Origin of the sequence: Flavivirga algicola (assembly GCF_012910715.1) — a bacterium.
In the GTDB taxonomy this organism is placed as follows: Bacteria; Bacteroidota; Bacteroidia; order Flavobacteriales; family Flavobacteriaceae; genus Flavivirga; species Flavivirga algicola.
Genome location: NZ_JABBHF010000010.1, coordinates 118,079 through 131,927 on the forward strand (window position 1 = coordinate 118,079; position 13,849 = coordinate 131,927).

General features: G+C 35.7%; 9 protein-coding genes. 2 read left to right on the forward strand and 7 right to left on the reverse strand.

Features of this window, described 5'->3' with window-relative positions:
• Positions 1 to 33 precede the first annotated feature (33 nt).
• The 7 genes from HHX25_RS16535 to gltB form a co-directional block, all read right to left on the reverse strand.
• Complete coding sequence (locus HHX25_RS16535; protein WP_169675792.1) at positions 34 to 561, reverse strand: hypothetical protein; 528 nt, start codon at positions 559 to 561, stop codon at positions 34 to 36.
• Between the two features lie 164 nt (positions 562 to 725).
• A complete protein-coding gene (locus HHX25_RS16540; RefSeq protein ID WP_169675794.1) occupies positions 726 to 1,364 on the reverse strand; it encodes a class I SAM-dependent methyltransferase in 639 nt (212 codons plus the stop codon).
• An 84-nt stretch (positions 1,365 to 1,448) separates the two neighbouring features.
• Positions 1,449 to 2,333 (reverse strand): restriction endonuclease, encoded by an 885-nt coding sequence (locus HHX25_RS16545; RefSeq protein ID WP_169675796.1) that lies wholly within the window; start codon positions 2,331 to 2,333, stop codon positions 1,449 to 1,451.
• 245 nt (positions 2,334 to 2,578) lie between these two features.
• Complete coding sequence (locus tag HHX25_RS16550) at positions 2,579 to 4,360, reverse strand: arylsulfatase (RefSeq protein WP_169675798.1); 1,782 nt, start codon at positions 4,358 to 4,360, stop codon at positions 2,579 to 2,581.
• 7 nt (positions 4,361 to 4,367) lie between these two features.
• A complete protein-coding gene (locus tag HHX25_RS16555) occupies positions 4,368 to 5,657 on the reverse strand; it encodes a glycoside hydrolase family 117 protein (RefSeq protein ID WP_169675800.1) in 1,290 nt (429 codons plus the stop codon).
• A gap of 290 nt (positions 5,658 to 5,947) precedes the next feature.
• Positions 5,948 to 7,411 (reverse strand): glutamate synthase subunit beta, encoded by a 1,464-nt coding sequence (locus HHX25_RS16560; protein ID WP_169675802.1) that lies wholly within the window; start codon positions 7,409 to 7,411, stop codon positions 5,948 to 5,950.
• A gap of 4 nt (positions 7,412 to 7,415) precedes the next feature.
• Positions 7,416 to 11,930 (reverse strand): glutamate synthase large subunit, encoded by a 4,515-nt coding sequence (gene gltB, locus HHX25_RS16565; protein ID WP_240964559.1) that lies wholly within the window; start codon positions 11,928 to 11,930, stop codon positions 7,416 to 7,418.
• A 463-nt stretch (positions 11,931 to 12,393) separates the two neighbouring features.
• Here gltB and HHX25_RS16570 point away from each other — a divergent pair, with 463 nt between their 5' ends.
• Positions 12,394 to 13,404, forward strand: a complete 1,011-nt coding sequence (locus HHX25_RS16570) for an outer membrane beta-barrel protein (RefSeq protein WP_169675805.1) — start codon at positions 12,394 to 12,396, stop codon at positions 13,402 to 13,404.
• Between the two features lie 91 nt (positions 13,405 to 13,495).
• On the forward strand, positions 13,496 to 13,834 hold the full coding sequence (locus HHX25_RS16575) for a P-II family nitrogen regulator (RefSeq protein ID WP_169675807.1): 339 nt from the start codon (positions 13,496 to 13,498) through the stop codon (positions 13,832 to 13,834).
• Positions 13,835 to 13,849: the final 15 nt, after the last annotated feature.

Sequence of the window (13,849 nt, forward strand, 5' to 3'; positions counted from 1 at the left end):
TTTCATAGGACACCGTGTTGTGTGTAGCTTTTTTTAATCAATAAATATTTTATCAAATCGCTCATAGCTATATTCTTCTGGCTTAAGTTCAAGTAGATGATTTAATATGTCATTTATAGAATTTGCAAAAGAATAACGGCTTTTAATTCCATCATTATTTGATTTGTACTCAATTGCTTTAAAATCGTTTTTAAACCTTTCAATTTCGGTTTCGTTCAGAATTGCATAACCTAGATGTTTAGATTTGTATTCGTATAAATAATATGGATGTTCTATATCACTTAATTCTCCTGTTAAGCACTCCCAAATTATTATATCATTAAGGGTATAACATAAACTATCTTTTTTAAAATCAAGTTTACTTAATAACTTTTCCGAAATCCAGATATTTCGATAACCATAAGTATCTAATTGATAATTATAGATATTAATCTCTTTATCGGTCAGAATAGAAAGAGCTAAATATCCGTCTTGAGTTTTATTCAATATTCTTACTGGGAAATAATTATTTCTTAAAGGATTATATAATTCTATATATTGATTTGTTTTTATTTCTGTCATAGTTTGGTTAAGTTACACACAACGGCTCGAATATGCGTAGTGCGGGATTTCAAGGCACTTCACTGTCAAACCGACACTTTGTTTATTAAATGCCTTAATGTTTAAATTTACTAAATCACCCCGCATTACATATATTATTGTTATGCTTCGTTATTTTTCATTCGTCATTCTTTTTTTGCTGCCATAAAATAGCTAGATACTCCTTTATAAATTTTTTCGGTATCAACAGTCTGAAAATTCCCATTTACAATTAAATCATCTAATTCAGAACTTTTAACCCTTCTTATAGGAACTGGGATTATTCCAATTTTGCACATTATCTGAACTAACCGAATTTGCAAACCAATTAGAAAAGACATTTTATCTCCTAAACAGGGAGTAATAGATATAAACAATCCATCAGGTTTTAGTAATTCATTTATTCTTTGCGCAGTCTTCTCGGGATTAGGAATAGTATGCAACATATTAAAAGCTAGAATCCTATCAAAAGATTCTTTTTTTAGCTTTTCATCAAAAATATCTCCTTCAACAAAGGTTACATTTTCGATATTTTTTTCGGTTGCCTTTCCTTTGGAAATTTCAATCATTTTCGGGGATATGTCAATAGCGTAAATCTCTTTAACATTATTGGCAATCTCACAAGCTGTTGTACCTGTTCCACATCCGTAATCTAATACAACATTAGAACTTTCGAGATGCTTTTTAGCGTTTTCCCTTGACTTATGGTGGATGTACTCAAAGCGCTCCTCCGTTTTGTCATAATTTTTTGAAGCACTATCCCAAAATTTTTTCGATTTACTCATTTATCTCACTTTATTTCCTTTTTTCGATGAAGCATAACGGTAAAGTCCCTTAAAAAGGAGCTTTTGAGTTAGTATATATGTTTTTTAGTGCTTTGTGCAACGATTACTGTTGTTATGGGGTCGTTTTTTTGAATGTCTAACTTTTACAGGGAGTGTTTTGGAAATCATTTGCTTTAATTTATTGAAATTTACATTTTCTCTATTATTCTCGGACAATAACACTCCAAAGAAAATAAAATCTGGGTATTCAATCGCACAGGCATATTCAGGAGATACGTAATTTTCAATTATGGTCTTACGTGTTGTTAATTTCTTTCCATTAACTACCACATTCTCAATATTGGACTCTAAAACATTTGAACTTTCTGAAAGCAATTCTATTTGATTTTCAAATAATTTTTCAACTGTTAACTTATCTTCTTCGGTATTCCATATGTTAAAGTAGATGAATTCTTTTTCGGCAAATGCTTTGTCGAAATCAAACCCTTTTCTGTAACTTAAAGCCAAACTACCAAACATCTGTCTTGCATCAATCACCCAACCAAAAGCAGGAGATAATAATACCGCGTGGTTACCAGCATAAGGAATAGCACAATATCCTTGATAGTTTTTTAATTGCTCTAATGTCAATATGTCAAGTAAAATTTGACTTGGGTCATTTTCGGCTCGATTATATGCAAGTTTAGTATATCCGTGTGGTGTTACGAGAATACCCTCATCTGCGTTTACATCATTTGACATTCCAATAAAATCTTCTACACTTTTTACATCAATTTTTTTTGAATAATATTTAGCGTCAATTAAAATCAGATATTCTTTACCGTTTATATTTTGTTTCACAAGGACGTCACATTGTCTGGTGCCTTCAGAATACTTTCCTAATATTTTACTGTTAAATGTACAAACAGCATTTGGAAAACTATCTTTTATATTTTCAAATACATATTTTTCATATTCTTGCCAATTCATTTTCTGTAGAAATTTTTTAATGCCCCATAACAAAAAAATATATGTACCAGTACACATATACCATTCATTACACACGCAATATAGTAAGTTTACTTCAAAGAATGGAGAATTGACCTACTTTCCCTTAAATAATTATAACCCAGAATCATAAAAATAATATCAATTTATAAAGCCCCTCGATTTTACTTGAGGTAACCTAATAAAGAATTAGAGAAATAAACAATAAATTCTAGACCCAAACCACATTATTTAATCGCTTCTAAAAGAGATATATAGGTGTAATAAACACCATATTTTTCATCACCTTCAATAAAATCGTTAATCAAAAAGGTTTTTCCTTTTTCCAGATAGACTTCAAATACTACTTCTGTGTCGTTGGGCTTAATAGGCTTTTCAAAAATTTGGTTTGCAATTTGAATCCTTACTTTTTCGGGAGTAATGGGTTTATAATTGAACCAATTTTTTGGGTTTTCTTTTGGCACTCCAAGTATGGGACCAGGGCATTCTTTTGGCCATCTTCTGCAGGAGATTCGGTATCTGCCCTTTTTCTCTATTTTAAGTGCATGGGTGTTGTTTTTGTTTTTTAAGCCTTCTGCTACTTGCTCGCTTTTCCAAATGGGTAGATCGTCTCCTATAGCGTGTTGAATGGTGAGTTTTATTTCGTTTTGGGACGAATTACCAATTATAAATGGCGGAAACTCGTTGTATTCGTGGTTCTTTTTAGCAGTTTTTAAAAACGTGGCATTGTTATCTAACATGCGTTGTACAAGTTCTGGATATTGATTTGCCAGATTGTGCTTTTGCATGTTGTCCTTTTCAATATCGTATAACTCATTACCATTTACCAATCGCCATTTATCAATGATGATACAGGTTTCGTCAATATCTTTTGGTCTGCGCCAGTCTTGACGGTGGTGCACAAAAATAGTGCGATCCTTAAGTTTTTTGGCTTTTTTAAGTAATAACGGTGACATATCCATACCGTCTAATTTCATGTTTTTTGGCATGGTGATATTACATAAATTGGCCAGTGTAGGTATTAAATCGACATGCGCTGTGGTTTGGTCTATGTCCCAACCGCCTTTAATTTTTCCGTCTTTCCATCTAATAAAAAATGGCACGCGGTGTCCGCCTTCAACTTTGTCTCCCTTACGACCTCTTAGTCCCATATTATAGCCTAGTTTCCCATCCTTGCTTATACCATCTATGGTGCCATTATCGGTCATAAAGATTAAAATCGTGTTGTCGGCAAGGTTGTTGTCTTTTAGAAAATTGTCAAGCTTTCCAAAATTTTCATCAATATTGACAAGCATTCCAAAATATTTGGCATTCAGGATTTGAGATCCTTCCAAATGATTGTAAGGCGCCGCATATTTGTCATCTACATAATGTGGGCTATGGGGTGTATTGGTTGGTAGATAGACAAAAAAAGGTTCATCTTTGTTGGCCTTGATAAAGGACATGGCTTCTTGAAACCAGATGTCGGTGCAGTACCCTTTAAATTGTTGAGGTTTATTGTTTACATAATACACGTCGTTAAAATAATTGTTGCCCCAATAATCTGAGAGTTCGCCAACACCGCCAGCCATGTGCTGAACTGCAATATCAAAGCCACAATCGGTTGGACGTACAGGGTAATTATCGCCTAAGTGCCATTTTCCGAAAATACCAGTTTTATAGCCGTTTTTCTGAAACAGGTCAGCCAATGTTGTTGTTCCTTCAGATAAAGCATCCCGCCCCTTATAGGTGGCCCATGCGCCATTTTTAATGGGGTAACGCCCTGTCATAATAGCTGCTCGTGTTGGTGTGCACACGGGACTTACATGAAAATCGGTCATTCTTACGGCTTCTTTATAAAAAGCATCAATGTTAGGGGTTCTTAACCAGGGGTTTCCATGACAGCTAAGGTCTCCAATACCTTGATCGTCGGTTAAAACCAAGATAACATTAGGCCGTTTTTTATTTTCGTTTTGTGAAAATCCTATAAGGCAAAACAGTCCACATAAAAATGTTACGAATACTTTCATTTTAGAACTAATCATCATGTGTTAGCTTACTGTTTGCTTCTTTAATACGCTCTATTTGCTTGCGACTCAAACCTTGTTTAAAATGTACTGTGGTATCGTGTTTAACCCGATGTTTTTTCATTTCTGGGTCATGTAGGTCCTGGCTTAGATCGCAATCAAAGCGTACCAGCATAGCGTGAAATTTATCCCTGCCACCAAGGTTTATAAAATGAGATAAGCCCCAGGTAATCCCTCTGCCATCTTTTGTATCGGTAAAAGCATCTGCAACGTATGGCGCTGCAGCGTAAGGCATGAGTTCTGTTATCGAAGCAATTTCAAAATTCACGCCGTCTTTGGCAAATTGAATGGTGTTGTGCTCATTACCATCTTTATATACCAAGGCAGCGATACCGTTTTTGAAAGGAAACAGAGAGGTTTCATGTCCAGATGAAATCACTGGATTTAAAGCATGTTTTGTAAATGGCCCTAAAGGATTATCGGCAATAGCCAGACCTTGCATACGAACCCAGTTAGGAGCTACTCCAGTATCTGATTTATAGTATAAATATATCTTTCCTTTGTATACTAACGGATAGGGGTCGTGAATGGAATACTGGTCCCAGGCTCCCTTTTCTCCATTGGGAATCACTATTTTGTTGTATGGGATCCAAGGGCCATCAGGTGAATCGGCATAGGATACCGCAACAGGGCAGTCGTCACCTCTTTTTCCACTGGCTTCCATAAAACCTTGGTAATACAGGTAATATTTGTCTTTCCATTTAAGAATATCTGTTGTTGTAACCGATCGCCAACCTACTATGGGCTTATCAGGTCTTTTAATGGCTACACCTTGTTCTTTCCAGGTAAATCCATCGGTACTTGTGGCATACCAGATTTCGGCCAGATCCCAGTCTGATGACGGTATGGTGTCATTAGATTTAGCGGCACCTTGTGGCGGTGTTGGTGTATGTCTGTAGGTGTACCAAACATAATAGGTTCCATTATGTAAAATGACTTTTGAAGGATCGCGACGGCTTATGGTACCATCATGATTGCTATAGTCAAAACCTTTTAAGGGCGTGTATTTAAATTGAGAAAAAAGCTCATTATCTTCTGGTTTAGGTGCAGGGTAATCATCATACAATCGTTCTATGGCCGAGCTTAGTGGTCTGAGGGGTTTTTCGTCTGGCAGCATAAAAGGGAAGCTTCCCTGATTATTAGAAGGCAAAGGTTCCTGTTCTTGTTTACAAGAAAAGCATATGGTTAATAATACCAATACAAAAGGCACTTTGCTTAAGAGGGAACGGAGTTTGTCCATAATGACATGTTTATTCCCATAAGATATGATTTTATTTAATTCGAACGAAAAAAATATAGTCTATGAAAACTATGATCAAGCCCTATTAAATCCCTTCAAAAACAAAAAAGGGTGTCTAAAAAGTATGTTCAATGTCATATTGAGCTTGTCGAAATATTTTTAAAATACTGATACTCAATGTTGGTTTCGACAGGTTGAATGCTGAGCGTAGTCGAAGTGCTCAACCTGACAAATCAAATTACAAAGACTTTTTAGACACCCTCTTGTATTCAAAAATCAATCAGGATATTTTAAAGCGCAACCAGATCACCACTCATATTCTTAGATGGTAAGTTCGATTTACCCATTAAATATATATCTACTTGGCGCGCAGCTTCTCTACCTTCGGAAATGGCCCAAACAATAAGTGATTGTCCGCGGCGCATATCTCCAGCAGTAAAGATATTTGGAATATTGGTTTGGTACTTTCCATACTCTGCTTTGTAATTAGAACGCGCATCTTTTTCAATGCCTAATTTATCGGCCAGAGTACTTTCAGGACCCGTAAATCCAAGTGCTAATAATGCTAAATCGCAAGGCCATATCTTTTCGGTACCTTCAATCTCTATAAGTTGAGGGCGCTCACCTGGAACCATTTTCCATTCTACATTCACCGTTTTTAAAGCGGTTAATTTACCGTTTTCATCTTTTATGAATTCTTTGGTATTGATTAACCAGTTTCTTTCAACACCTTCTTCGTGCGAAGAGGATGTTTTTAACTGTAATGGCCAAAATGGCCAAGGTGTTGTTGGTGAACGGTGCCCTGGAGGCTTTGGCATAATTTCGAAGTTTACTACCGATTTTGCACCTTGACGATTCGAGGTTCCTACACAATCTGACCCTGTATCACCACCACCTATCACAATAACATTTTTATCGGTTGCCAATACCTGATCTTTCACCTCTTTGCCAAATACAACTTTAGTCTGTTGTGTTAAGAAATCCATAGCTTGTACCACACCATCGGCATCAATACCAGGTGTTGGTAAGCTTCTTCTTTCTGTTGCACCTCCACAGAGAACAACCGAGTCGAACGCTTTCAATTCCTTAACATCATAATTAACACCAACGTTTACATTCGTTTTAAAAGTGATGCCTTCGGCTTCTAAAATGGCGATACGACGGTCTATAATTTCTTTTTCCATCTTAAAGTTAGGAATACCATAACGCAATAACCCGCCTATTTCATCATCTCTTTCAAAAACGGTTACGATATGTCCTGCTCTGTTTAGTTGTTGGGCAGCTGCCAAACCAGCAGGCCCAGAACCTACAATAGCAATGGTTTTTTCTGTACGTTTTTTAGGTGGCTGTGGTTTAATCCAACCCTCTTTAAAGGCACGTTCTACAATATTCTTTTCTATATTTTCAATAGACACTGGGTCTTCAATAATACCTAGCACGCATGATTTTTCGCATGGTGCTGGACATAGCCTGCCCGTAAATTCAGGGAAGTTATTGGTGGAGTGCAATAACCAAGAGGCTTTTTGCCATTCTCCCTGGTGTACCATGTGATTAAAATCCGGTATTAAGTTTCCTAGTGGGCAACCACTATGACAAAATGGGATGCCACAATCCATACAACGTGATCCTTGTTTTGTCAACTCAGACTCGCTTAAAGGCACTGTAAATTCTTTATAATGTTTTACACGCTCTTCTACAGGTGTGTATTTTTCATCTTGTCTTTCAAATTCTTTAAATCCTGTTACTTTTCCCATGACACTATGCTGTTGTTAGTTCTTCTACCATTTGTTCTTCAGTCTCTAAACGTATTAAGGCACGTTTGTATTCTATTGGCATAACTTTTACAAAGTTACCCAGACTGGTATCCCAATCTGCCAATAGATCTTTACCCCGCTTACTATTCGTATAAAGGACGTGTTTTTCTATGGATGCTTTTAAATCTGCTGCATCTTCTGCCGAAATATCTTCAAATTCAATAGTCTCTGTATTGCATAAACCATTTACGAATTTATTTTCAGGATCATAAACATAAGCAATACCACCACTCATACCAGCGGCAAAGTTTCTTCCAGTATTACCTAAAACAATGACTTGTCCTCCAGTCATATATTCACAACAATGATCACCTACGCCTTCTACAACTGCTTTTGCCCCAGAATTACGCACGGCAAAACGTTCACCAGCAATTCCGTTAATATACGCTTCACCTTCTACGGCACCGAACAAGCAGACATTACCAACTATAATATTATTTTCTGCTATGAAATCTGCTTTTGCAGGTTTTTTGATGATTAATTTGGCTCCAGACAAACCTTTACCTAAATAATCGTTCGTATTTCCTTCTACGGTAAATGTTAGTCCGTGTGCCCCAAATGCACCAAAACTTTGACCAGCAGAACCCGTGAAGTTTATATTTAATGTGTCTTCAGGTAAACCTAAATGACCATAAATTTTTGATATTTCATTACTAACAATAGCACCAACGGTTCTATTAATATTTTTTATTGGGTATGCTAAGTTCGTTTTCTCTTTTCTATATAAAGCTCTATGAGAGTCTTTTAATATTTTGTGATCTAAAACACCATCTAAATTATGATCCTGCGTTTCTGTATTTCTAATGGTAAGCTGGTTGTAAACAGAAGGTCTGTGTAAAATACTAGATAGATCTAAACCTTTTGCTTTATAATGCTTAATGGCTTTGTTGGCATTAATCTTATGTGTTTGACCAACCATTTCTGCTACAGTTCTAAAACCTAATTGTGCCATGATGCCTCTTAATTCTTCAGCAATGTAGAAGAAGAAGTTAATAACGTGCTCAGGTGTTCCTTTAAAGTTTTTACGCAACTCTTTATCTTGTGTTGCGATACCAACAGGGCAGGTGTTTAAGTGACACTTGCGCATCATAATACAACCAGAAGCCACTAAAGGCGCTGTAGCAAATCCAAATTCTTCAGCACCCAGCAACGCAGCTACGGCTACATCACGTCCTGTTTTTAATTGGCCGTCACATTCTACAACAATTCGACTTCTTAGTTTATTTAAAACCAGGGTTTGTTGCGCTTCAGCTAAACCAAGCTCCCATGGTAACCCAGCGTGTTTTAACGATGTTAAAGGAGAAGCTCCTGTACCACCATCATAACCAGAAATTAAGACCACATCGGCTTTGGCTTTTGAAACCCCAGCGGCAATGGTGCCTACACCAACTTCTGACACTAACTTAACATTAACTCTGGCGTCTCGATTGGCATTTTTTAAATCGAAAATTAATTGTGCTAAATCTTCAATAGAATAAATATCGTGATGTGGTGGTGGCGAAATTAAACCTACAAAAGGTGTTGAGTTTCTGGCAGCAGCAATCCATGGCAATACTTTTTCACCAGGTAATTGTCCGCCTTCTCCAGGCTTTGCACCTTGTGCCATTTTAATTTGAATTTCTTTCGCATTAGTCAAATAATGTGAAGTCACGCCAAAACGACCTGATGCCACTTGTTTTATGGCTGAGTTACGGCTATCGCCATTGATATCTTTTTGAAAACGTTTTCTGTCTTCTCCACCTTCACCAGAATTTGATTTACCACCAATTCGGTTCATGGCAATTGCTAAATTTTCGTGCGCCTCTCTGGAAATGGAACCATAAGACATGGCCCCTGTTTTAAAACGCTTAACAATTTCTGTCCAAGGCTCAACCTCTTCCAATGGAATCGGGTTTAAATTGTCAAACTCAAATAAGCCACGAATGGTCATTAAGTTTTCCGATTGCTCGTTGATAGCTTTTGAGTAAACATCGTAACTTGCTTGGTCGCTCAACCTAACGGCTTGTTGTAGTTTAGCAACAGTAGTCGGGTTAAATAGGTGTCTTTCACCATTACGTCTCCATCGGTAATCACCACCAATGTTTAAACCTAAACGCTTATCAATGGTATTGTCTGGATAAGCTTGCTTGTAACGCTCGTTAATTTCTTTTTCAATTTCATATAAGCCAATACCTTCAATTCTGGAAGCTGTATAAGGGAAATATTTTTCTACAAATTGAGAATTGAAACCAACAATTTCGAAGATTTGAGAACCTCTATAAGAATGTAATGTAGAGATTCCTATTTTGTTCATAATTTTTAAAATCCCTTTTCCAATAGCTTTATTGAAATTATCAACTGCTTTTTGCTCGTCCATACCAGTAATGAAGCCTTCTTTTACTTGCATTCTGATAATTTCGTTTACCATATATGGATTGATGGCACTAGCGCCATAACCAAATAAGGTAGCAAAATGATGAGGTTCGCGAGGTTCTGCAGATTCAATAATAATATCGAAATAAGAACGCTTACGCAGACGATTCAATTGATGGTTTACATAAGAACATGCTAATAAAGCGGGGATAGGTGCAAAATCTTGGTTAACACCTCTATCTGAAAGAATTATGATATTCGTTTTTCTTTCTAATGCTTTTTCAACTTGTTTGATGATATCTTCTAAAGCATCTTCCAAACCATTTAATCCTTGTGCTTTAGGGTAAAGCATTTGAATGGTCTCTGCTTTAAAACTTTCAATTTGAATGGTTCTTATTTTTTCTAAATCGGCATTAGAGATAACAGGGTTTTGAATTCTAAGTTTTCTACACTGTCTTTCTGTAATGCTGAAAATATTCCTGTCTTTACCAAGATTTAAACTAATATCGGTTACAATCTCTTCACGAATACCATCTAATGGCGGATTGGTAACTTGTGCAAATAATTGTTTAAAGTAGTTTGAGATAAGCTGAGGTCTGTCTGATAAAACGGCTAAAGGCGTATCAATTCCCATAGAGCCTAAGGCTTCTTTGCCTACAATAGCCATAGGGGTGATAACTTCTTGGATATCTTCAAACGTATAATTAAATAAACGTTGACGTGTTTTAATATCTATGGTTTCAATAGGACAGGTTTCGTTTGTATAAGGAACGTCTTTTAAGTGTAACCTTGTTTTGTCCAACCATGCTTTATAAGGTCTTTCCGAAACAATTTTGCTCTTAATTTCTTCGTCTTCGATAATACGTCCCTCGTTCATATCTACCAAGAACATTTTTCCTGGTTCCAATCGGCCATGTCTTTCTACATCTTCGGCATCTATTTCTACAACACCAATTTCTGATGACATGATTAATTTACCACTTTTGGTAACGGTATATCTAGAAGGTCTTAAGCCATTTCTATCCAATAAGGCACCAATATAGTCACCATCTGTAAAAGGAACAGATGCAGGGCCGTCCCATGGTTCCATAATACAACCATTATACTCATAAAATGCCTTTTTGTCGTTAGACATGGTCTCGTGCTTTTCCCAAGCTTCAGGAATCATCATCATCATGATTTCTGGTAAAGACCTGTCGGTATGAGTTAGTAGCTCGACTACCATATCCATAGAGGCAGAATCTGACTTTCCTGGTAATATAATAGGGAATAACTTATCTATTTGAGGTCCGAAAACATCACTTTTCATGATTTCTTCACGAACACGCATTCTACTAACATTACCCCGAAGCGTATTGATTTCACCATTCTGACACATAAAACGGAATGGTTGTGCTAACTCCCAGGTAGGCATGGTATTGGTAGAAAAACGTTGGTGTACCAATGCCAGACGCGTTACTAAATCTTGTTGTTGTAAGTCAGTATAATAAGGACCAATGTCTTCGGGCATTATTATACCTTTATATATTAAGGTTGTAGTCGATAAACTAGGCACATAAAAATAGGCGCTTTCGGAAATTTTCGATTTTCTGATGGTATGCTCTGTGATTTTACGTGCAGCATATAATTTAGCTTTAAAATCAGCTTCGCTAATGGCTTCGGTTTTACCGACAAAAAGCTGCTCAATATTAGGTTCTGAAGCTAAAGCTATTTGACCTAATTGTGTAGAATCTACAGGTACTTCTCGCCATCCTAAAATAGAAAGCCCTTGTGCTTTTATTTCCTTTTCAAATGTGTCTTTACAGTATTGGTATTGGTTAGATACTTTTGGTAAAAATACCATACCTACAGCATATTCTCTTTGAGCTGGGATATTAAAACCGCAAACTCTCTTAAAATAGTCATGAGGGATATCAATTAATAAACCAGCCCCGTCACCAGTTTTCCCATCGGCACTTACACCCCCACGGTGTTCTAACTTTACGAGAATTTCTAGGGCGTCATGAATGATTTGATTTGTTTTTTCTCCATTAAGATTACAAATAAAACCTGCGCCACAATTTTCGTGTTCAAATTCGGGTAAATACAGTCCTTGTTTCTTCAGCATAATCAACAAATTTTGGTTTAAAACTTGAGTTGGAGAGCTAAGATATGCACTAAGATTCGAATAACAATAAGGGGTATTTCATTATTCCGATTATAGAAACGAAGTCTTGATAAAAATAATTATATATCAATATTAAAGGCGTTTTTTAATAAATATTCAATCTATAAATTTTTAGTAATAAATACAGATATCTGAATTAATACTAACAAATAATCAAATAAATGAAAATAACAGCATTAAAATTTAGAAAATACTGACAATCATTCAAATAACTGAGTTGTTAAAAATTCAAAAAACGCCATTATAAACAAAATACATATAAAAAAATGGGGTAAAAAATGAAATATCTATAAAATTAAACCAATTACCCCTATTTTTTATGGGGTATATATCTTTTTTATATAGTTTAGCCGCATTAATTGGAAATAAACACAAAGATCAATAACTTAAAAATTAAACAATTATGAAAAAACTAATTACTCTTTCAATGCTTTTTATGGCCACAGCTTTATTTGCTCAAGAAGAAGAAGCTACAAAGAAAAAAGTGTCAATAAGCGGAACAGTTGATACGTATTACAAAACAAATTTAACGTCTACCGATGCAACTAACCCAGTATTCAATGGTGGAGATGGAGGTTTTCAATCTTTTGGAACTTCATTTGCAGATGAAACAGGTTTTGCTTTAGGTATGGCTAACATTGTTGCTTCATACGAAGGAGAAAAAACAGGAGTAGTTGCAGATGTGGTTTTTGGGCCAAGAGGGAACTCTGCAATTACTGGAAACAATATTAATCAATTATATGCTTACTGGAATGTATCTGAAGGAACGACATTGACTTTAGGTCGTTTTAATACGTATTTAGGATATGAAGTTATTTCTCCAGCGGCGAACTTTAACTACAGTACCTCTTATTTATTCTCTAACGGACCATTTTCTCATGTAGGGTTAAAAGCTGATTTTGCTTTATCTGATGACTTTAGCTTAATGTTAGCTGTAATGAATGCTACAGATATAGATAGCAATACTACTGGAGATTACGCTCTTGGAGCTCAATTAGGTTATGCAGGTCAGTTTTTAAATTTCTATTACGATTCTGGAATCAAATTAGGATTTGAAATTGATTATACTGGTGGTTTTGATTTATCTGACGATTTCTTCTTAGGAATTAATGGAGCTTATGCAGATAACGATGGAAACGGATTCTATGGTGCTGCTTTATACCCGCAATTAGCAACTTCTGATGATTTCTCTATTGGTTTAAGAGGGGAGTATTTTAACTGGATGATTGATGGTGCAACTAATGAGCCAAATGTATTTGCAGTAACTTTAACAGGAAGTTATACATTAGAAAATTTAATAATTAAGCCTGAATTACGTTTAGACAGCAATTCTGAAGAAGTTTATTTTAATTCAGATTTAGAGCCTACAAAAAGCTTAGCTGCTTTTACATTGGCTGCTATATATTCTTTCTAAAAAATAATATAATACCTAGTATTCCTAAGAGTACTTCTTAGGAATACTACTTTTTAAAATTAATTAACCAATCAATTAAACCATATATCATATGAAAAAAATTGAAGCAATTATCAGAAAATCAAAATATCGTGTTGTTAAAGAGGCATTACACGATGTTGGTGTGAACTTTTTCTCTTACTGGGATGTTACCGGTTTAGGAAATGAAAAAGAAGGACATGTATACAGAGGGGTATCATATAGTACGAGTGATATTCAACGTAGACATATATCGATTGTTGTAAATGATGATTTTGAAGAAGTAACAATTCAGGCCATTCTTAATTCGGCCGCAACAGGTGAAGTTGGAGATGGAAAAATATTCGTATCGGATATTAATGAATGTTACAGAATAAGAACTGGGGAAAAAGGTGGAGACACTTTAAAATAATCATCATCTAAAAAA

Bases quoted from the DNA above. Each gene is read 5' to 3' on its own strand.
- HHX25_RS16535 (WP_169675792.1), bottom strand. From the start codon at position 561: ATGACAGAAATAAAAACAAATCAATATATAGAATTATATAATCCTTTA.
- HHX25_RS16540 (WP_169675794.1), bottom strand. From the start codon at position 1,364: ATGAGTAAATCGAAAAAATTTTGGGATAGTGCTTCAAAAAATTATGAC.
- HHX25_RS16545 (WP_169675796.1), bottom strand. From the start codon at position 2,333: ATGAATTGGCAAGAATATGAAAAATATGTATTTGAAAATATAAAAGAT.
- HHX25_RS16550 (WP_169675798.1), bottom strand. From the start codon at position 4,360: ATGAAAGTATTCGTAACATTTTTATGTGGACTGTTTTGCCTTATAGGA.
- HHX25_RS16555 (WP_169675800.1), bottom strand. From the start codon at position 5,657: ATGGACAAACTCCGTTCCCTCTTAAGCAAAGTGCCTTTTGTATTGGTA.
- HHX25_RS16560 (WP_169675802.1), bottom strand. From the start codon at position 7,411: ATGGGAAAAGTAACAGGATTTAAAGAATTTGAAAGACAAGATGAAAAA.
- gltB (WP_240964559.1), bottom strand. From the start codon at position 11,930: ATGCTGAAGAAACAAGGACTGTATTTACCCGAATTTGAACACGAAAAT.
- HHX25_RS16570 (WP_169675805.1), top strand. From the start codon at position 12,394: ATGAAAAAACTAATTACTCTTTCAATGCTTTTTATGGCCACAGCTTTA.
- HHX25_RS16575 (WP_169675807.1), top strand. From the start codon at position 13,496: ATGAAAAAAATTGAAGCAATTATCAGAAAATCAAAATATCGTGTTGTT.